The organism is Allobacillus salarius, from assembly GCF_007559425.1.
In the GTDB taxonomy this organism is placed as follows: domain Bacteria; phylum Bacillota; class Bacilli; order Bacillales; family Alkalibacillaceae; genus Allobacillus; species Allobacillus salarius.
The window spans coordinates 174,441-196,272 of record NZ_VMHE01000002.1; the positions used below are offsets into that span (position 1 = coordinate 174,441).

The 21,832-nt window shown below is 38.3% G+C and carries 19 protein-coding genes; all 19 read left to right on the plus strand.

Annotated features, from left to right (window positions below; genetic code table 11):
* Positions 1 to 330 precede the first annotated feature (330 nt).
* The 19 genes from FPQ13_RS02830 (at position 331) to mutL (ending at position 21,815) form a co-directional block, all read left to right on the plus strand.
* Positions 331 to 1,059 (plus strand): MerR family transcriptional regulator, encoded by a 729-nt coding sequence (locus FPQ13_RS02830; protein WP_144087799.1) that lies wholly within the window; start codon positions 331 to 333, stop codon positions 1,057 to 1,059.
* Between the two features lie 348 nt (positions 1,060 to 1,407).
* Entirely contained in the window at positions 1,408 to 2,694 is a 1,287-nt protein-coding gene (gene yfmF, locus FPQ13_RS02835; protein ID WP_144087800.1) for an EF-P 5-aminopentanol modification-associated protein YfmF, read from the plus strand.
* Positions 2,691 to 3,980: an EF-P 5-aminopentanol modification-associated protein YfmH gene (yfmH, locus tag FPQ13_RS02840; protein WP_144087801.1), complete on the plus strand. Its 1,290-nt coding sequence runs from the start codon at positions 2,691 to 2,693 to the stop codon at positions 3,978 to 3,980. The genes yfmF and yfmH overlap by 4 nt, the downstream gene beginning before the upstream one ends.
* A gap of 2 nt (positions 3,981 to 3,982) precedes the next feature.
* On the plus strand, positions 3,983 to 4,699 hold the full coding sequence (gene ymfI, locus FPQ13_RS02845) for an elongation factor P 5-aminopentanone reductase (protein ID WP_186279528.1): 717 nt from the start codon (positions 3,983 to 3,985) through the stop codon (positions 4,697 to 4,699).
* Between the two features lie 67 nt (positions 4,700 to 4,766).
* Entirely contained in the window at positions 4,767 to 5,015 is a 249-nt protein-coding gene (locus FPQ13_RS02850; RefSeq protein ID WP_144087803.1) for a DUF3243 domain-containing protein, read from the plus strand.
* A gap of 219 nt (positions 5,016 to 5,234) precedes the next feature.
* Complete coding sequence (locus FPQ13_RS02855) at positions 5,235 to 6,023, plus strand: YmfK family protein (RefSeq protein WP_144087804.1); 789 nt, start codon at positions 5,235 to 5,237, stop codon at positions 6,021 to 6,023.
* A gap of 18 nt (positions 6,024 to 6,041) precedes the next feature.
* Entirely contained in the window at positions 6,042 to 6,962 is a 921-nt protein-coding gene (locus tag FPQ13_RS02860) for a helix-turn-helix domain-containing protein (RefSeq protein WP_144087805.1), read from the plus strand.
* A 97-nt stretch (positions 6,963 to 7,059) separates the two neighbouring features.
* Entirely contained in the window at positions 7,060 to 7,638 is a 579-nt protein-coding gene (gene pgsA / locus FPQ13_RS02865) for a CDP-diacylglycerol--glycerol-3-phosphate 3-phosphatidyltransferase (protein ID WP_144087806.1), read from the plus strand.
* Positions 7,635 to 8,897 (plus strand): competence/damage-inducible protein A, encoded by a 1,263-nt coding sequence (locus FPQ13_RS02870; protein ID WP_144087807.1) that lies wholly within the window; start codon positions 7,635 to 7,637, stop codon positions 8,895 to 8,897. Before pgsA ends, FPQ13_RS02870 begins: the two co-directional genes overlap by 4 nt.
* A gap of 132 nt (positions 8,898 to 9,029) precedes the next feature.
* On the plus strand, positions 9,030 to 10,067 hold the full coding sequence (gene recA / locus FPQ13_RS02875; protein WP_144087808.1) for a recombinase RecA: 1,038 nt from the start codon (positions 9,030 to 9,032) through the stop codon (positions 10,065 to 10,067).
* 352 nt (positions 10,068 to 10,419) lie between these two features.
* A complete protein-coding gene (gene rny, locus FPQ13_RS02880) occupies positions 10,420 to 11,985 on the plus strand; it encodes a ribonuclease Y (protein WP_144087809.1) in 1,566 nt (521 codons plus the stop codon).
* A 172-nt stretch (positions 11,986 to 12,157) separates the two neighbouring features.
* On the plus strand, positions 12,158 to 12,955 hold the full coding sequence (locus tag FPQ13_RS02885) for a TIGR00282 family metallophosphoesterase (protein WP_144087810.1): 798 nt from the start codon (positions 12,158 to 12,160) through the stop codon (positions 12,953 to 12,955).
* A gap of 107 nt (positions 12,956 to 13,062) precedes the next feature.
* On the plus strand, positions 13,063 to 13,323 hold the full coding sequence (spoVS, locus tag FPQ13_RS02890; RefSeq protein ID WP_101330434.1) for a stage V sporulation protein SpoVS: 261 nt from the start codon (positions 13,063 to 13,065) through the stop codon (positions 13,321 to 13,323).
* A 221-nt stretch (positions 13,324 to 13,544) separates the two neighbouring features.
* On the plus strand, positions 13,545 to 15,125 hold the full coding sequence (gene miaB / locus FPQ13_RS02895) for a tRNA (N6-isopentenyl adenosine(37)-C2)-methylthiotransferase MiaB (RefSeq protein ID WP_144087811.1): 1,581 nt from the start codon (positions 13,545 to 13,547) through the stop codon (positions 15,123 to 15,125).
* The gene (locus tag FPQ13_RS02900) at positions 15,126 to 15,527 is read left to right on the plus strand and encodes a YlbF/YmcA family competence regulator (RefSeq protein WP_144087812.1); all 402 of its coding nucleotides are present in this window, start codon (positions 15,126 to 15,128) and stop codon (positions 15,525 to 15,527) included.
* A 167-nt stretch (positions 15,528 to 15,694) separates the two neighbouring features.
* Entirely contained in the window at positions 15,695 to 16,537 is an 843-nt protein-coding gene (locus FPQ13_RS02905) for a hypothetical protein (protein ID WP_144087813.1), read from the plus strand.
* Positions 16,538 to 16,748: 211 nt separating this feature from the next.
* The gene (gene cotE, locus FPQ13_RS02910) at positions 16,749 to 17,276 is read left to right on the plus strand and encodes an outer spore coat protein CotE (RefSeq protein WP_144087814.1); all 528 of its coding nucleotides are present in this window, start codon (positions 16,749 to 16,751) and stop codon (positions 17,274 to 17,276) included.
* Positions 17,277 to 17,407: 131 nt separating this feature from the next.
* Positions 17,408 to 19,957: a DNA mismatch repair protein MutS gene (gene mutS / locus FPQ13_RS02915; protein WP_144087815.1), complete on the plus strand. Its 2,550-nt coding sequence runs from the start codon at positions 17,408 to 17,410 to the stop codon at positions 19,955 to 19,957.
* Positions 19,958 to 19,970: 13 nt separating this feature from the next.
* Positions 19,971 to 21,815, plus strand: coding sequence for a DNA mismatch repair endonuclease MutL (gene mutL / locus FPQ13_RS02920; RefSeq protein WP_144087816.1), 1,845 nt, complete (start codon positions 19,971 to 19,973; stop codon positions 21,813 to 21,815).
* Positions 21,816 to 21,832 lie beyond the last annotated feature (17 nt).

Consider the following 21,832-nt stretch of genomic DNA (forward strand, 5'->3'; position numbering starts at 1 on the left):
ATTTGCGGTGCTTCAGGGTTTTTCAGTGAGGGTTCAGGGTTAATTTGAAGCCCTTCAGTGTTTAATCTAGAGACTTCATGGTTAATTCACGAATCTTCAGGGTTAATCAGCAAATCTTCAGTATACGTTCTTCATCATATCATCAGCTTCTTGTCTTACATAAAAAAACAGCATCAACCGAACTTAAAAGACTACTCGGTTGATGCTGTTTTATATTCATTTACTAACTGATGCGAATCTTTTTTATTGTTTCATCCAATTTCACAGAATAATCATTGACTCTCACGTTACGGGATACTTTATAGTTACTGATGAAGGGAGAAATTTAAAATGAAAGTGAAAGAAGTTGCTGATTTAGTGGGCATTAGTGTGCGCACCCTTCATCATTATGATGAAGTTGGTTTGTTGATTCCTGAAGATACGACTGAAGCGGGTTATCGAGTATATTCTGAGAAGAATCTTGAAGATCTACAGCAGATTTTATTTTTTAAAGAGCTCGGTTTCAACTTGAAAAAAATTAAAGAAATCATGGATAGTCCAATTTTCGATCGACAAGAGGCATTACACATGCAACATCAGATGCTTTTAGAAAAAAGAAAACGACTCAACAAGATGATAGCAACGATTGAAAAGACCATAAAACATTCGCAAGGAGAGATCTCAATGTCAAGTGAGGAAAAATTTGAAGGCTTTGACTTTAATCAAAACCCATACGAAAAAGAGGCAAGAGAAAAATGGGGTGACAAAGCAGTTGATCAAGCAAATGAAAAAACAAAAAATATGACTACGTTTGAACAAGAACGATTTAACGATATTTTTCGTCGTCTCGCCGACATTCGTCATTTATCACCCGACTCGGAAGAAGCACAAACAATGATCCAAGAATGGTATCAATACTTAAATAAAATAGGGAACTATTCGCTTGAGGCATTCAAAGGCTTAGGAGAAATGTATGTGAATGATGAGCGCTTTACGAAAAACATTGATCAATTCGGTGAAGGTTTAGCCCAATTCATGTGTACTGCGATGAGCGTTTATACAGACACAAATAAAAAATAGAATAGTGTTGATTCTTAATTGCCAAGAAATAAAAGAGATATCACTAAAACCACACACGTCCTATGAGTAAAGCCTTCCGACGATAAATTATATGAAGTCGTCGGAAAACTGGGTGAAGCCGTCGAAAAACGGAGAGAACCCGCCGATAAATCGTTGAGAAAACGATAATAAATCATCAACAACGGACTTTCAACAAAAAAATATAATTGATTAAAAAAACACAACTAGCCGTACCATTAAATTGCTTTCCGCGAAATATACTTTACAAATCCTTTGTAAATCGCCCGTGTAGTATGAAACGATTGTTTCATGTAAACTATAGGGTATGAAGGATAAAGGAGGATGTATATGTCGCAAGTAACAGAACAAACCATTCAAAAAGACGATTATTCACTTCATTTATTTGATACGAAAAAATTTAAAACAAATACGATTGTATTGAAATTCACACGTCCACTGAAGCGTGAGAACATTACAGAACGTGCACTACTCCCATTTGTTTTGCAAAAAGGTTCAGAGAAGTATCCGACAGAACGAGCATTACGACAACAACTCGATGAGTTATACGGAGCGAAGTTCAGTATTTATGGAGGCAAAAAAGGCGAGAACCATATCGTAACGTTTATATTGGATATACCGAATGAGAAATTCATTAAAGATGAAGAGACGCTCACAAAGGAAGGACTTCAATTTTTGAGTGAGGTACTTACGAAGCCTAAAGCTAAAAATCAGGCTTTTGATGAGACATTAGTTGAGAAAGAGAAGGACACCTTAAAGAGTAAAATCCAATCAATTATTGATGAAAAAATGCAATACGCCAATATGCGTTTGATTGATGAAATGTGTGAAGATGAAGCATTCGGAATCCACGCGCATGGCTATTTGGATGACCTACCACAATTAGATGGAAAAAGCTTATATGAGACATACCAACAGATGATCACTGAAGATCGTTTGGATGTTTATGTAGTCGGTGATTTTGACAACGACCAAATGGAAAAAGATATTGAAGAAAACCTTTCGTTTTCAAGAAATCCACAAGCATCCATTTATCGTTCAGAATCAATCTTGCCGAAAAAAGTAGAAACCATTACTGAAAAGCAAAAGATCCAACAAGCAAAGCTTCATATGGGCTTCCGCACAGGTGTGCAATTTGCTGACGATAATTTCCCTGCTCTTCAAGTATTTAATGGGATATTTGGGGGTTATCCTCACTCTAAGTTATTTTTAAATGTTCGAGAAAAACATTCATTGGCTTATTATGCTGCATCTCGTTTTGAAAGCAATAAAGGGCTATTGTTTGTTTTCAGTGGCATTGCACCTGATAAGTATGACCAAGCGAGAGAGATTATTGAAGCACAACACCAGGCAATTAGTGAAGGTGAAATAACAGACAAAGAGATTGATCAAACGAAAAAAGCAATCACGAATCAGCTGAAAGAAACATTGGATCGTTCAACTGGAATCATCGATCTGTTTCATCAGCAAGTGATTGGTGGAAAATCTGAAGATCCTCAAGCAATCGCTAAAGCCATTCAATCGGTAACGAAAGAAGACGTTATTGCTGTTTCAAAACAAATCGAACTAGACACGGTTTACTTTTTGACTGCTGAGAATGGAGGGGAAGAAGCATGAAAGAATTAACTATACCTCGTATCAATGAAACGATTTATCAAGAGACATTGCCGAATGGTTTAACGGTTTTTTATTATCCAAAAGAAGACTTTGAAAAAACATTCGCTATTTTCTCAACCAATTATGGTTCAATCGACCAAAAATTCACACCGTTAAACAGTGATGAATTTACTCAAGTACCTGATGGGATTGCCCATTTCTTGGAGCATAAAATGTTTGAAAAAGAAGACGGTGATGTATTCCAACATTTCTCAGAGCGTGGAGCTTCAGCTAACGCATTTACTTCGTTTACTCAAACAGCCTATTTATTTTCCAGTACGGAAGATGAAGAGCGAAATGTTGAGACATTGCTCGATTTTGTCCAAGATCCCTATTTCACTGAACAGACGGTGGAGAAAGAAAAGGGAATTATTGAACAAGAAATCCGGATGTATGATGACCAATCAGATTGGCGCCTGTTTTTTGGAACACTTCAATCTATGTTTGAAAACCATCCGGTGCGAATTGATATCGCAGGCACGGTAGATTCTATATATACCATTACACGTGAAGATTTATATTTATGCTATGAGACATTTTATCACCCGTCGAATATGTCCTTGTTTGTTATCGGGAACTTTTCCTTACAAGAGATGGCTGAATTAGTCAGAAACAATCAAGCTAAAAAAGAATTTGCACCTATTGATGATATCAAACGAGATTATGGTGAAGAAAAAGATCCGGTATTTAAGAAAAAAGAAGTCATCCACATGCCTGTGCAAACGCCTAAATGCATGGTTGGAATTAAAGATAAGAAGGAACACTTACAAACGAGTGAGTTACTGAAAAATGAATTGGTTCGTGAACTCGTTATGGATTTATACTTCTCTAAAAGTGGAAAGTATTTCGAAGAACTTTATAACGAAGGACTCGTAATTGAAACGTTGCGACTTGAATCATATATGGAAAAATCATTCGGTGTAACAATGATCGGTGGAAGAACACTTAAACCAGAAGAATTTAGTGACCGTGTCATTGATATGTTGTTGAACTTGAAAAATTCAACCATTTCAGAAGAAGGGTTTTCTCGAATGAAGAAACGAAAATATGGTGAATTGATTCGTGACTTTAATGAGCTAGAAGGGACAGCTAACCAAATCATTCACTATCATGATCTTTCTGTCGATTACCGAAATATTTTCGAGACATTGGAGAACTTGACGAGAGATGATATGAAAAAGGTCATTGATGGTTGGATTGATCAAGATCAAATAACTGTTTGCATGGTCTTGCCAGAAGAGGAGTAATGATGAAAGAAACAGTTCTTGTTATCGGGGCAAGCAGTGATTTGGCTCAAGAGACCATTCAAAGCTTGGCAAGCCCTTCAAGACAATTTATATTGCATTACTTTGAAAATAAAGAAGCAATTGAGAAGACGATGTCTTTACTGGATGAAGATCAAGTCATTATGAGTGTTCGGGCGAATCTTTCCGAGCAAACAGAGATTCAGCAATTAATCGAATCGATTCCTTTTCAAGTTCACAGTATACTATTTGCGCAAGGACGCAGCTATCATGAACTTTTAACTGAATCATCTAGTGAAAAGATGGATGAGCAATATACCATTCATCTTAAATCAATGATGTTGATTGCTAAAGCTTTTTTACCACAAATGATTGCTCGAAAAGAGGGTAATATCGTAGTGATCTCCTCAATTTGGGGCGAATTAGGCGCTAGTAATGAATCGGTTTATGCTGCGATGAAAGGAGCACAACTTGCATGGATGAAGTCCATCGCAAAAGAAGTCGGCCCTTCCGGAGTGCGCGTAAATGCAGTAACACCAGGGTTAATCGATACGAAAATGAACAAAGTCATTTCAGAACAAGACCAAGAAGTTTGGACAAATCAAGTACCGTTAAGACGTGCCGGTCAACCAGGTGATGTTGCAAACCTTATCCGCTTTCTCTTTTCGAATGAAAGCAATTATATCCATGGACAAGTCCTTCGATTAAGTGGTGGTATATAAAAAATCATGTATAAGGTTTCATCTTCCGTAGAAAATATAAAAGAAGAACATTAAAGGAGGATGAACCATGTCCATATTGGATAATTTCGATCAGTGGAAAGATTTTTTAGGTGATCGTCTAAACCAAGCACAAGATAAAGGTATGCAGCAAGACACGATCAATAACCTAGCTTATGAAATCGGTGAACATTTAGCGTCTAAAGTCGATGCGAAAAATGATGAGGAAGCAATTCTTCGTGACCTTTGGAACGTAGCTTCCGAAGAAGAAAGACGTACGATGGCTAGCATGATGGTTAAACTAGTTCAAAATCAATAAATAACGAACCTGCCCGGAAAGTGATTTGAATCATTTTTCGGGTTTTTTGTGTCAAGTACGATGTGAAAATAACATAATCTAGGACGAAAGAAGTGGAATTCAAAGTTTTAACGAAAATAAAGAGGGAATATTATTAATATACTTTATCTAGTTGCTAAAATAATTTATGATAGTAGATAGTGTACTTCTTGAATACCTTGAAAAAAAGGGTGTATGGAAATGACGGACGATCGAAAAGATTGGTATTTTGAATATGAGATTTTGCATAACCGACCTGGTTTACTTGGAGATATTGCTTCGTTGATGGGAATGCTTTCCATTAATATTATTATGATTAATGGTGTAGAAGATGCTCGACGTGGTATGCTCTTATTGAGCAGAGATGATCGACAAATTAAGCGTTTACGTATCATTCTCGATATTATGGAAACGATTGAAGTACGTAAGCTTAGACGACCTAAACTTCGAGATAAATTAGCCGTCATGCATGGCAGATACATAAAGAGTGATTCGGATGATAAAAAGACGTTTCGCTTTGTTCGTGATGAATTAGGTGTGCTTGTCGATTTCATGGCTGAACTGTTTAATAAAGGTGGTCATGTGCTTATTGGAATCCGTGGTATGCCACGTGTTGGTAAAACGGAATCCATTGTCGCAGCAAGTGTTTCTGCCAATAAGAGATGGTTGTTTCTTTCAAGTACGTTGTTAAAACAAACTGTACGCACGAAATTGATGAAGGATGAATACTCCACGGATAATGTTTTTATCATCGACGGAGTTGTTTCAGCGAAGCAATTTGGTGAAGATCATTGGCGGGTATTACGCGAGGTCATGCAAATACCTGCAGTGAAAGTTGTCGAACACCCAGACATTTTTGTACAGCAATCGGATTACACATTGGATGACTTTGATTACTTTATTGAACTGCGAAGTGATTCTGATCAAGAAATCACTTATAAAAGTCTTGAACCTGATCAAAGTGATGAATTTTCAATGTTTGACTTTTAAAGTGGACGGTGGATAGTTATGGAGATAGGAAAAAGATTACGAGAAGAGCGATTAAACCAAGGTTTATCGCTCGAAGAAGTAAAAAGTGAAACGAAAATTCAAACCCGTTATTTAACTGCAGTTGAAGAAAATGATTGGAGTAAAATGCCGGGAAATTTTTATGTGCGTGCTTTTATACGTGAATATGCTGAAGTCTTAGGAATGGACGCAGCTATGTTGTTAGAGGAACATAAAAACGAATTGCCTCAAACAAGTGATGTGTCGTATGACTATGTTTCTACACCTTCAAGAAAAGAGTCTAGAAGCGGCAATATCGCCTTTTTTTCATTTCTACCCAAATTATTAGTATTTCTATTGGTGATTGGGATCATCTTCGGTATTTGGTATTCGTATGTTAACTTTGTCCATCCAGCCTTAACGGAAAATGATGAACAATCAGGAAGTGAAGAAGGTTCAGAAATAATAGCTCCTGACGTAGATGAAGAGGAATCAAATGAAGAAGAGGAAGCGACAGACGGTGATAAGGCATCTGAACAATCGGAAGGTGGCAATGAGGAACAAAGTGAAGAAAAAATACAGCCTAGTCTATCTGTTGAAGAGGTAGATGAAGATGCAGCGACACCTTTAACGACCGTACGTTTGACGGATGCGGAAAGTTTGGAACTCGAATTTGAGATTGATGGCGAAACATACTTATGGGTTCACGGGATAGAAGATGGAGAAGTAGTGGAAAGTTTCGCTGATGAGCGAGTTTACACATCCGATGACTCCCCACTGACAATAGAAGCATCTGGTTCAAATGATTTTGTTGAACTAAATATTGGAAGAGCCTCTGTCGTTAACTTAAAAATTAGTGGCACAGAATTCGAATATCCAATTGATGCAAATGAAGAAGTCCATCAAAAAATCCACATCCTTTGGGAACCATCAGAATCGTAAATTGACTATGAATTACGTTTGATCCTTTGCCCAAAGCAAAGGATTCCTTTTTTATGATTTAAAAATCAATGACAGAACAAATTTGGAGGAAAATCAAATGAACATACCAAATAAAATTACGCTTTCACGTATCTTAATGATTCCATTATTCATTATTTTACTTGTTGTACCATTTAATTGGACTACATATTCAATAGGTGAAATGTCCATTCCGTTAGAACATATATTGGCTGGGATTTTGTTTATTATCGCCTCTGTTACCGATTGGGTCGATGGATATTATGCACGTAAATATAATCTAGTCACAAATTTAGGTAAATTTTTGGATCCGTTAGCTGATAAACTGCTTGTATCTGCAGCATTAATTTGTTTAGTCGAATTAGGAATGGCTGAAGCGTGGCTCGTTATCTTAATTATTAGCCGCGAATTTGCAGTAACCGGTCTCCGTTTAGTAGCCGCTGGTGAAGGAATTGTCCTTGCGGCAAGTAATATGGGAAAAATAAAAACCGTATTGCAAATTAGTGCAACAGCCTTTTTATTACTTCATCATTTTCCTTTCTCTTATTTAGGTTTTCCAATTGGAACAATCCTCTTATACCTGGCCGCTTTTGTCACAGTACTTTCTGGAGTTGAATATTTCATGAAAAACTGGCACGTGATGAGGGATTCTAAATGAGAACCGAAAAAACATGTGAAATTATATCCGTAGGCACCGAGTTATTACTTGGTCAAATTGATGATACAAATGCAACTTGGTTATCAGAAAAGATGGCGACACTCGGCTTAAACGTTTACCATCGTCAAACAATCGGTGATAATCGGAAGCGTTTATATGAAGCCTTTAAACTTGCCCAAAGTCGATCAGATCTTGTAATCGTCACAGGAGGACTTGGACCGACAGATGATGATTTAACTCGTGATGCAGCCTGTGACTTATTTGGTTGTAACTTGGAAACCGACTTGTTTACGATGAAAAAGATAGAGGCCTACTATGAAAATCGCGGAATGAACATGACTGAAAACAACCGAAAACAAGCCCTTTCTTTTTCAGGTGGTACCGTTTTCGAAAATGAAGTCGGTATGGCACCAGGTTTATGCTACCAATATGATGAAACCGTTTGGTATTTTCTCCCTGGAGTGCCTACAGAAATGAAATGGATTGTCGATCATCGTTTAATTCCTGATTTGTATAGTCGCGATTTTCTCCAATATCAATTGTATAGTCGTGAATTGAATTTTCAGGGGATTGGTGAGTCGACCATTGAACATGAATTAATCGATCTTATTCGCAAGCAATCAAATCCCACGATTGCACCGCTTGCAGGAGATGGCCATGTGACGATTCGGTTAACGGCAAAGAGTGTCTCAAAAGAAGAAGCAGATGAATTGTTGGATAGCATACAAGAACAAATCCTATCCCGCGTTTCAATTTACTATGTTGGTGACCGGCCGAACACATTGGAAAGACAAATAATCGAACGTTTACGTAATAAGAATCTGACATTCTCCGCTTGTGAAAGTATTACAGGTGGGCTTTTTGCATCGCAAATAGTTTCCGAACCTGGCGCATCAGATGCTTTTCAAGGTTCAATCGTTTCTTATACGAATGAAATCAAAGAAAACATCGTCAACGTTCCGATAGAAATACTAGAGCGATATGGAGCTGTCAGTGAAGAATGTGCTCGTTCGATGGCAGAGAAATCGAGAGTATTAATGAACTCAGATCTATCAATTAGTTTTACAGGTGTTGCTGGAGACCAATCGATCGATGGTCATTCGAGCGGGACTGTGTTCGTAGCCATCTCTAGCAAAGAGGGCTCAACTATTTGTGAGAAATTAACCCTTATCGGAAAACGGAATGAAATAAGAAACCAAGCTACTAAGCGAGGGTTAAAAATTTTTCTAAACTATATAAAAAACAATTATCCCGTGTAGAAAACAGTATTTTCCCTTATAGATAACAAAGTTTTCTCTAAGAGAAAATGATAGAACAGATATTCGCTTTTTTGTTGGCAAAATGCTAAAATCATAGTATGATAGAGTTAGTTAAATGAAGGGGGAAAATTAATGAGTGAGCGTAAACAAGCACTTGATATGGCTTTAAAGCAAATAGAGAAGCAATTTGGTAAAGGCTCCATCATGAAATTAGGTGAAAACGAAGGACAGAGAGTTTCAACGGTATCTTCTGGTTCACTAAGTTTAGATATCGCACTAGGTGTTGGTGGCTATCCACGTGGAAGAATTGTTGAGATTTACGGTCCAGAATCTTCTGGTAAAACAACTGTCGCTTTGCATGCGATTGCAGAAGCACAAAAGCAGGGAGGACAAGCAGCTTTTATTGATGCAGAGCACGCGCTTGATCCTGTTTATGCAAAGAACCTAGGTGTGGATATTGATGAACTATTATTATCACAGCCAGATACGGGTGAGCAAGCACTTGAGATTGCTGAGGCATTAGTCCGCAGTGGAGCAATCGATATTGTTGTCATTGACTCCGTTGCTGCTTTGGTGCCGAAAGCTGAAATTGAGGGAGAGATGGGCGATGCGCACGTAGGTCTGCAAGCTCGTTTAATGTCTCAGGCTTTAAGAAAGCTTTCTGGTGCAATCAATAAGTCGAAAACGACAGCAATCTTCATTAACCAAATTCGTGAAAAAGTAGGCGTAATGTTCGGTAACCCAGAAACAACGCCAGGTGGACGAGCATTGAAGTTCTATTCTTCTGTTCGATTAGAAGTACGACGTGCAGAAACATTGAAACAAGGTAATGAAATGGTCGGTAACAAGACGCGTCTTAAAGTCGTCAAAAACAAAGTAGCCCCACCATTCCGTCAAGCTGAAGTTGACATTATGTATGGAAAAGGAATTTCGAAAGAAGGGGAAGTCCTTGATTTAGGAGCGGATCAGGATATCGTCGAGAAAAGCGGTTCATGGTACTCCTATCAAGGCGAGAAACTCGGACAAGGTAGAGAAAATGCGAAACAATTCTTCTTGGATAATCCGGATATTTATGAACGTGTGTACGAAGAGTTAAGAGATGCATATAATATATCTGGAAAAGAACCTGAGGAGCAAGCTGAGGACCAAGAAGAACTAGATTTAAACTAATTATATTACATTCATTGTAAGTACAAACGACAAGAAGCTGTTCTTTAAATAAAAAGTAGTTCAGTTTTAGTGTGCAAACCTATGTTTTGCCCTTCAATTGAACTGCTTTTTTATCTTTTTTAGTCCATTTCAAATGTCCAAATTTACTGTTCGAAAAAATTAACAAAATCTTTTGTCGAAATTGTTGTACGATTTCGGAGGTTTCCTTGACATGATTTATGGACAGGCTTAAAATGAAAGTGTATAATTTTCATTTTTTAAGTCAAAAAATGATGACAAGATTGTACATTACCGACTGAAACAAAACAATTGGATCAATTGAAAAAAATGAATAGCAAGAGGAGGTGAACGTATGGATAGTTTACCGATCATTATCATCTCCATTTTGCTTGCTTTAGTTGTCGGTACTGTTGTTGGGTATCTTATTCGTAAAAAGATTGCAGAAGCGAAAATTTCTAGTGCTGAAGAGCTTGCAAAGCAAATCGTTGAAGAAGGTGAGCGAAACGCAGAATCAGCGAAACGTGAAGCGCTGTTAGAAGCGAAAGACGAAAATCATCGATTGCGTCAAGAGCAAGAACAAGAGTTACGCGAAAGACGTTCAGAAATCCAGAAACAAGAAAATCGTCTAATGCTCAAGGAAGAAACCCTTGATCGCAAGAGTGAAACTTTGGATAAACGTGAGCTGATGTTAGAAGAAAAAGAAGAATCCTTGACAGAAAAACAACAACAACTTAATAAAGCGGAAAGCAAAGTGGAAGAAATGGTTGCTGAACAGCAAAAAGAATTGGAACGCATTTCTGGCTTTACGGAAGAAGAAGCACGTCAAATCATTCTTGATCGAGTAGAAAAAGAAATGGCGCATGAAACGGCGTTGTTGATTAAACGTGAAGAAACGAAAGCCAAGGAGCAAGCTGATAAGAAGGCAAAAGAGCTGCTCTCCTTAGCGATCCAGCGCTGTGCAGCAGAGCATGTATCGGAGACGACTGTGTCTGTCGTCAACTTGCCTAACGATGAGATGAAAGGACGAATCATCGGAAGGGAAGGACGAAATATCCGTACTTTGGAAACATTGACTGGTATTGACCTAATTATCGATGATACGCCGGAAGCGGTTATATTATCAGGTTTCGATCCAGTACGTAGAGAAATTGCGCGCATAGCGCTTGAAAATCTCGTACAGGATGGAAGAATCCACCCAGCTCGAATCGAAGAGATGGTAGAGAAATCCCGTCGCGAAGTTGATGATTATATCCGTGAGGTTGGTGAAGAAGCTACGTTCGAAATTGGCGCTCATGGAATACATCCTGATCTAATTAAGATCATTGGCCGACTAAATTATCGTACAAGCTATGGTCAAAACGTATTAAAGCACTCATTGGAAGTCGCCTATTTATCAGGACTTCTAGCCGCAGAGCTTGGAGAAGACGAGCAACTTGCAAGACGAGCAGGTTTATTGCATGATATCGGAAAAGCCGTCGATCACGAAGTAGAAGGTAGCCACGTTGAAATCGGTAAAGAAATCGCTCAGAAGTATAAAGAACATCCAGTTGTCATTAATGCGATTGCATCACACCATGGTGATGAAGAACCGACAAGTATTATTTCTGTCTTAGTGGCTGCTGCTGATGCTTTATCAGCTGCACGCCCTGGAGCAAGAAGTGAGTCGTTGGAGAACTATATTAAACGACTTGAAAAATTAGAATCGATTGCAGATTCTTATGAAGGTGTCGAAAAATCATTTGCCATCCAGGCTGGACGTGAAGTTAGAATCATGGTCCGCCCAGATGATATCGATGATGCAACAGCTATTCAACTGGCAAGGGAGATTCGTAAACAGATCGAAGAAGGTCTGGAGTATCCAGGTCACATCAAAGTAACAGTCATCCGTGAAACACGCGTTGTTGAATACGCAAAATAAACAAAATGCCAAAAGACTGACTCGTTCAGTACTTTTGGCATTTTTTAACCTAAAGAAGGTTTTGTACGAACGGAATATGGTCTACATACATTAGACTAATTAATGTTTTGACTCACTAATTGAACTATGCAACGATAAATATATTGAACGGAAGAAAGGAAAATTAGATCAAATGAATATTTTATTTATCGGAGACGTTGTCGGTAAGCCAGGACGAACAGCGTTAAAAGAACATTTACCTAATTTAAAGAAGGAACACAAGGCAGATCTAACGATCGTGAATGGAGAAAATGCCGCTCACGGTAAAGGTCTTACGAAACCTATATATCATAGCTTCCTTGAATGGGGAGCGGATATGATTACGATGGGAAATCACACATTTGATAAAAAAGAGATTTTTGATTTCATTGATGATGCCGATCGTTTAGTCCGACCAGCAAACTACCCAACAGGGACGCCTGGAATTGGGATGCGATTTATGAATGTCAATAACAAGGTAGTTGCGATCATTAATATACAAGGTCGTACGTTTTTACCTCCATTGGATGATCCGTTCCAAGTGATTGATTCGTTAATTGAAAAGGCTAAAAAACGCACCTCAATTATTTTTGTCGATTTTCATGCAGAAGCAACAAGTGAAAAACAAGCTTTTGGTTGGTACCTTGATGGGCGTGTCAGCTGTGTAGTCGGTACGCATACTCACGTACAAACGTCAGATGAACGCATATTACCAAAAGGAACGGCTTTCATTACGGATGTAGGTATGACTGGTCCCTATGACAGTGTGATTGGAACAGAGATCGATTCTGTCATTCGAAGGTTTAAAACATCTCTACCTGTCCGTTTTGAAGTGCCGGAAACCAATCGAACCGTCCTGAGCGGGATTGTCGTTTCAGTGGATGAATCCACGGGTATAGCTAAACGTATAAAGCGAATACTGATTAATGATGACCATATAAGATTTAGTTGAATATTTGAATTTTTCGGACAAGTAATTCATAATTAATGTAATAGGTTCTAGTCATGATGAATAGATTAGTGATGAAATCATTTTAGCTGATGAAGGAGGAACTAGTAATGGAAATACTCAAAGTTTCAGCAAAATCGAATCCAAACTCTGTAGCAGGTGCTTTAGCAAACGTGCTTCGCGAACGTGGCACAGCGGAAATTCAAGCAATTGGAGCCGGAGCATTGAATCAAGCTGTGAAAGCAGTAGCCATTGCAAGAGGGTTTGTTGCTCCTAGTGGTGTTGACTTAATTTGTATACCGGCCTTTACAGACATCATGATCGACCAAGAAGAGAGAACTGCAATCAAGCTAATTGTAGAACCTAGATAGTTATGTGTTACATTTAAATTATTTTGAATCATTGACTGACATTGAAACTTTTTTCAATGTCAGTTTTATTTATGCGATGTAAATGTGTCGATTTTCTCACATTTCCTTTGTAACCGTAATGATAGTGTTGTTAAAATAAGATAAAGTCGATATACTGTTAACATGTACGAATGACCTTATAAGTTCGTTGAGATAGATTTTTTATTGAAAGGAGATTCATTATGAATGAAAAGCAGCGGAAAGAGCTGAATCAAGTGAATCCAGTCGATCCTGTTGAAAAGAGTGAGCAGGATAATTTGTCACGTATTAAAGAAAAAACTTCAGATGATTTTATGAAATATTTTGAAGCGACTTATGAACCGCCAAATATGAAAAAAGCCAAGAAACGGCTTAAAAAAGAAGTCCAATACCATGATGATTTTGAAATCCCAGAAGAATTAGCAACTATTGGGGAAGGTCGTAAATTCTTAATCCGTACATATGGCTGTCAAATGAATGAGCATGACACAGAAGTCATGTCAGGGATTTTGACGGAAATGGGCTTTGAAGCAACGACAGAAACAAAGGAAGCAGACATTATTTTGTTGAATACTTGCGCCATCCGTGAGAATGCTGAAAATAAGGTGTTTGGTGAAATCGGTCACCTGAAGCCATTGAAAATGGAAAACCCAGACTTAATCATCGGTGTATGTGGTTGTATGTCACAAGAAGAGTCTGTTGTTAACAAGATCCTGAAGAAATACCAATATGTTGACCTAATTTTTGGGACACATAATATTCATCGTCTTCCACAACTCGTACAAAACGCTTACTTAAGTAAGGAAATGGTTGTTGAAGTGTGGTCTAAAGAAGGCGATATTATTGAGAATATGCCAAAACGTCGTCACGGAAAAATCAAGGCTTGGGTAAACATTATGTATGGGTGCGATAAGTTTTGTACGTACTGTATTGTGCCATATACACGTGGTAAAGAGCGGAGCCGACGTCCTGAAGATATTATTCAAGAGATTCGCCATTTAGCTGCACAAGGATACAAAGAAGTTACTTTGCTAGGCCAAAACGTTAATGCTTATGGTAAAGACTTGGATATTGATTACGGATTAGGCGACCTTATGGATGAAATCCGTAAAATCGATATACCACGGGTGAAGTTCACAACTTCTCACCCACGTGATTTTGATGATCGCTTAATCGAAGTGTTAGCTAAAGGTGGCAACTTAATGCCATATATCCATTTACCAGTTCAGTCAGGTAGCTCAGATATATTACGTGTCATGGCTCGTCGTTACACGCGAGAAAGCTATTTGGAGTTGGTTCGAAAAATTAAAGAAGCTATCCCTAATGCGGCTTTGACAACAGATATTATCGTCGGATTTCCTAATGAAACAAATGAACAATTTGAAGAAACGATTTCTCTATATCATGAAGTTGGATTTGAGGGTGCTTACACGTTTATCTATTCACCGCGTGAAGGAACACCTTCTGCTAGAATTGATGATAAGATTTCCATGGATGAGAAAAAAGAACGTCTTCAACGATTGAATGCTGTAGTGAATGAATACTCCCGAAAAGCGATGGAAAAGTATGATGGGAAAACAGTTAAAGTACTCGTTGAAGGTACTAGTAAAAAGAATGCTAAAGTCTTAGCAGGTTATACAGAAAGAGGGAAACTCGTTAATTTCGAGGGACCAAAATCAGCTATTGGAGAAATTGTTGAAGTTAAAATAACAAATACAAAAACTTGGTCACTTAATGGTAAAATCGTAGAAAAAGCAGCGAGTGAACAGGTAGAGGTGATTTAAATGGCAGAATATACAAGAAAACAAGTAATTGAAGAAGCACAAGAATTAGCGAAAAAGCTTTCAAAAATCGAAGAGATCGATCGATTCAGACAATTGGAAGTTAAAATAAACGAAAACAAAAAAGTTCAAGCTCACATTGCGAAAATCAAAGCGTTACAGAAACAAGCAGTGAATCTGCAACACTATGATAAACATGGAGCGCTTGAGCAAGTGGAAGCGGAACTTGACCGATATCAACGAGAGTTGGATGAAATTCCGATCGTTCAAGAATTTAAAGACTCTCAAGTTGTCGTTAACGATATTTTGCAACGTGTCACAAAGACAATTGCAGATGAAGTGACGAATGAAATTGTCGGTCCGACTGACGATGCTCATGCTTGTGAAACTAGAACTAATCAATAACAATAAATGATAGATAATTCTATATAGAGTAGTTCAATTTAGGGATTTCGTTTGCTCGTTATTCCTAATTGAACTACTTTTTTCATCAATTCATAATCGGTAGAAGCAACTTGCTGCAATGATTGTGGATTCTAGCTAGTTTTATTATTTGAAGAAAGGATGTACTAATGAAATATCAATCATACATACTCAGTATCTTAATCTTCCTTCTGATGAGTGCTTGTACTGCGGAAAACGAATCACAGACTGAAAAAAATACGCAAGAATATCGTTTGGAGAATGTTTACCAGTGGTTAGATGACTCAAATCTTTTGGATGGTGAAGACGAAGATGTGACGAATAACTATACGGATAACTATCAGGGCATCACTGAAGCCATTCGCATAGACGATATAACCATCTTCGAATTTGATGATGCTACGTATGCTGAACAGTTTGATGAGATTCCATTCGCGCTCACAAAGGGGAATATAGGTGTATTTGTATCTGGTTTTAGCTCTGAAATGGAGGGTGTTCAAGAAGTTTTGCAAGCTCGCGGACCCGTTGAAGGATTGCATAAAGGTTATTACTTATCCGCAGAACAACAGAACTTCGTAGAAGCGTTCAGAAATCAAGAAATGACCAGTTTTCAAGTGTTTACCGAACGATTTTATTCGCTGGACCTGGAAACGCAAGAGGATACCTTCCACCGTTTTCTATATAATGAACAAGTAGAATGGGAAGGTGTTATCGTTAAAAGTGGTTCGGATTTATTTACTTCTGGCGATACCGAATTTGTGATCAATGGTGGAGCAGATTACAGTGGGGAAGATTGGGAGAAGATCCAATCAGACCATCAAGATTTCTTGCCTTTCATAATTGAAGCTAGATCGATTGCTAGCCCATTTGAGATAGAACACAAAAAATATGAACGTGGAGAATCAATTACGATCAGAGGACAACTATTTGAACAAGGTAGTAAATCGAATAACAAACCCTGGAAACTTCAAAACTTTTCGATTATCGAATAAACGGTTCACACAATCATTGCATTAAGGCCATCCTTTTATCATTAATATCATCGGATTCGTCGTTCATATAAATTTCTCTTCCTTTAAAATCACCTTTTTATAGGCATTGTCATAATTATAAAAGAACAATAGCCTAAATCGTAGTAAGAATCACAACAAACACCCAGGTAGCATACGATAAAGTGTCTTGATTAAAGGAGGAGGAATGTAGATGAGTGATCGTGAATATCGTGAAATTATCACGAAGGCTGTTTGCGGCAAAGGAAAAAAATTCAGTGAAACCTCTCACATGTGTTCACCCAATTATAGACCGAATAGCATTCTTGGTTGCTGGATCATTAACCATCAATACGAAGCACGTAAACGGGGACATATTGTAGAAGTGAGTGGTTCATATGATATTAACGTATGGTACTCTTACAGCAATAATACGAAAACGGGTGTCATTACTGAGCGGAAACAATACGTAGATAAAGTACCAATTGCAATGAAGGATCGCAATACAATCAGTGATGAATTCGACGTGATTGCCAGAGCAACGAAGCAACCAAATACGTTAGAATGTGAGATTTCTGAAAAAGGAAATCAAATCAAAGTAGATTTGGAAAGAGAATTTGTCGTTGATCTCATCGGAGAAACGAAGGTGTGGGCAAAGATCGAACCAAACGGCTTTGATGAAAATAATGTAGACTTTGATGACTTAGAATCCGAGTTAGCGGATATTGAAGTGAACGATTAATGGCCGATTCTATCACAAGCAGGCTGATCATATTGGTCAGTCTGTTATTTTTTCTCTTTGTATCATTGCTGAAGAGTCGATTTCCTCTATGCTATAATAAGAGACAGTTAAGCAATTGGGGGACGTAAAGAATGACAACACATACGCCGATGATGCAACAGTATTTAAACATTAAATCTGAGTATGAAGATGAATTTTTATTTTTTCGATTAGGAGATTTTTACGAATTATTTTTTGATGATGCATTAAAAGCAGCGAAGGAACTCGAGATTACACTGACTCAGCGCGGTGGAGGGAAAGAAGATAAAATTCCGATGTGCGGTGTTCCCTATCATTCTGCTGAAAATTACATAAAAACGTTAGTCGACCGAGGGTATAAAGTAGCTATTTGCGAACAAGTGGAAGATCCGAAAACGGCAAAAGGTGTAGTGAAACGAGAAGTCATTCAAGTCATCACACCTGGTACCATTATGGAAGGGAATATGTTAAAGGAAAACGAGAATAACTACCTCGCTTCTCTTTATTTTATTGAGGATGACTTCATTGTTTCCTATGTTGATCTTTCAACTGGAGAGTCCTTTGTCAGCAAAGTAAATGGCAAGATTAAGGATGTTATTGGAGAACTTTATAATCGGCCAGTGAAAGAAGTCGTTTTACCGACTGATTTTCCAGAGGACTTAAAAGAGACATTAACGCATTATTTAGATGTGACGTTATCGTCCGAGCATGAGAACCATATACCGGAAGAATTTCAGAAGCTAGTGACAGGACTTGATGATACTCGTTTCATTCGTGGGTTCGGGTATTTGTTTCAGTATATTTATCGTTCACAAAAACGGTTTCTAGCTCATTTGCAAGCTGTTCAATTCATAGAGCTAGACGATTATATGAAGCTTGATTTGTATTCAAAACGAAACTTAGAACTGATTGAATCGTTACGTGATCAAAGCAAAAAAGGAACACTGCTGTCTGTTTTAGATAAAACAATAACAGCAATGGGGTCTAGATTGTTAAAAAAGTGGATTGATCGCCCACTACTTTCAAAAGATCAAATTGCGGAGCGGCATCAACAAGTCCATACGATGATGGAGCATTTCATGGAACGCGACGAGCTTCGGGAATCGTTAAAAAATGTTTATGATCTCGAACGATTGGCAGGAAGAATTTCATACGGTAATGTCAACGCACGTGATCTATTACAGCTGAAGCGTTCATTAGGTGCATTACCGCAAATTAAACAATTATTGAATTTGTTTGATCACCCTTCCGTATCATCATTACTGTCTGACGTAGAGTCTTATCAAGAAATTTTTGAGATTTTGGATTCTGCATTAGCAGAAAATCCACCTATTTTAATTACAGAAGGAAATATTATTAAAGATGGTTACCATAAGCAATTAGATGAATATCGTGAAGTGAACCGAAACGGTAAAAATTGGATTGCTGAGCTCGAAGCGAAAGAAAGAGAAGAAACGGGGATTAAATCATTAAAAGTAGGATTTAATAAAGTATTCGGTTACTATATCGAGGTGACAAGAGCAAACTTGCCACATTTGGCTGAGAATCGCTATGAACGAAAGCAAACGTTAGCGAACGCTGAGCGATTTGTGACACCTGAGTTGAAAGAGAAAGAACGAATGATCTTGGAGGCAGAAGAAAAAAGTACAACGTTAGAATATGAGCTATTTCTCGAACTTCGTGACCAAATTAAATCTTATATCCCAGCACTTCAAACGCTGGCTGAACAAATTAGTAAAATTGATTGCCTGTTAAGTTTCGCGATTGTCAGTGAAGAAAATAATTATACGAAACCAGTATTAAAAGATGAGCAACAACTGCATATTCGCGAAGGACGTCACCCAGTCGTCGAGCAAGTAATGAAAGAGATGTTTGTTCCAAATGATATTCAAATGGATGAAACGACAGACATTCTTCTAATTACAGGTCCGAACATGGCAGGTAAAAGTACGTATATGCGTCAAATCGCATTAATGATTATCATGAACCAAATTGGTTGTTTTGTCCCTGCGAGCGAGGCGGAAATGCCTGTATTCGATCAAATCTTTACACGGATCGGTGCTGCTGATGATCTCGTTTCAGGACAAAGTACATTTATGGTAGAAATGATGGAAGCAGAACATGCTGTTCGTCATGCCACAGAAAGAAGCTTTATTTTACTAGATGAAATTGGTCGCGGGACAAGTACCTACGATGGAATGGCGCTCGCCCAATCGATTGTTGAATATATACATCAACAAGTGGGTGCTAAAACGTTATTTTCTACGCACTATCATGAGCTGACAAGCTTGGACAAGAGTTTACCCAAATTAAGGAACGTTCATGTTGAAGTCGATGAAGAGGACGGAGAAGTTGTTTTCCTCCACCATATTAAAGAAGGGAAAGCCGATAAAAGTTACGGCATCCACGTTGCCAAGTTGGCTGACTTGCCAGGAGACATCATTCAACGTGCTTACCAATTACTCGAATCATTTGAAGCAACAACCGTTTTAAGAGAAGAAGAACCACAAGAGCAATTGACACTTTTTGAAGAAGATCAGGGGACACTCCCACTGACGGCGAACATTGAAGTCATTGAGCGCTTAAAAAAAGCCGATCTAATGAAAATGACCCCGATGGATGCGATGAATTTACTTTATCAATTAAAAGAAAACTTAGAGTAGGAAGGAGGAGCCGATGAATAAAATTGTACAGCTACCGGACGAGTTATCAAACAAGATTGCTGCAGGAGAAGTAGTCGAAAGACCTTCGTCCGTTGTCAAAGAACTCATTGAAAATTCAATTGATGCCGGTAGTAGTTGGATAAAAATTGAACTAGATGAAGCGGGTTTACGATTAATTCGGGTGACGGATGATGGAGAAGGAATGACGGCAGAAGATACCGAAAAGGCTTTTTTTCGTCATGCAACAAGCAAGATTCAAAATGAGCAACAATTATTTCGAGTGAAAACATTAGGATTTCGTGGAGAAGCCTTAGCGAGTATAGCTTCAGTCAGCCATTTGACAATCCGTACTTCGACAGGTGATCAAAGTGGTACGGAAATGAGGATTCATGGCGGAGAAATCATCGAGAAACAAAAACATACGAAGCGGCGTGGAACAGAGATTACAGTTGAAAATCTATTTTACAACACGCCCGCTCGTTTAAAGTATCTTAAAACGGTCCATACTGAAATCGGGCATATTATGGACTTAGTGAATCGAATGGCGCTTGCACATGATGAGATCCGCTTTGAATGTCATCATAATGGAAAACGTATCTTTTTTTCACCAGGAAATAAAAAATTACTTCAAGTCATTCAACAAATTTACGGAAAAAATGTAGCACAACAAATGCTTTCGTTGGAAGAGGAGTCGCTTGATTACACCATTAGAGGTTATGTAGCGAAACCGGAAGTAACCCGTTCAAACCGTAGTTACATGACATTAATTGTGAATGGTCGCTATATCAAGAATTATACGATCAATAAAGCCATCTTAGAGGGTTATCACACATTGCTTCCGATTGGACGATTTCCTGTTGTCGTTTTAAAAATCGATATGGACCCTTATTTAATCGATGTCAACGTTCATCCGGCGAAAACAGAAGTGCGTTTTAGTAAAGAAAAAGAGCTTTTTGATGTTGTGAAGCAAGCGGTTTATAATCTGATGCACGCCCAGCGATTAATTCCGGATGTATCAAAGAAAGAAAAGGAGAAATCCGAACAGACTGCTCTAGACTTTTCTTATGTAAAACGAAATGAACCTGTGTTGGATCAACGAAATAACTTTCCGGCAAGTGAAACGAATAATAGTAATGTAAATAACGCCAGTCAGCTGTTTGAACAAAGCAGTAATGAAGTACCTGTTCAACAAGTAGAAGAGCCATCGATTACAGACGTGGAAATGCCAACGACTGAAGAAGGACAGATCCACGAAACAGAGGAACAGGTTTCCACTCGATTACCACGCTTGTATCCAATTGGTCAGCTAAGAGGAACGTATATATTGGCACAAAATGAGGAAGGCCTTTATATGGTCGACCAACATGCTGCTCAGGAGCGGATCAAGTATGAATTTTACAAAGAGAAGCTAGGGAATCCTGAACAAGAGACACAGCAGCTTGCTGTTCCTTTACATTTCGAATTTACGAACCAAGAAGCCATTACAATTGAACAGCACCAGGAGCAACTACAAGCTATTGGCTTATATTTGGAACCTTTCGGAAGCCAATCCTTTTTGGTTCGTTCCTATCCAAGTTGGTTCCCGGCAGGTGAAGAAGAAGGAATTCTTCGTGACATGGTTGATGAACTCATCAACGAGAAAACAATTGATTTAGTGAAAATAAGAGAAGAAGCGGCGATCCTCATGTCGTGTAAACGATCAATTAAAGCGAATCATTACTTAAGTCACCAAGAGATGGAATACTTACTTGAAGAGTTGGGCGGATGTAATGACCCGTTCACTTGCCCACATGGCCGTCCGGTCATCGTTCATTTCAGTGATTACGAAATTCAGCGCATGTTCAAGCGCATTATGTAAGAATGACTGGAGAGAAA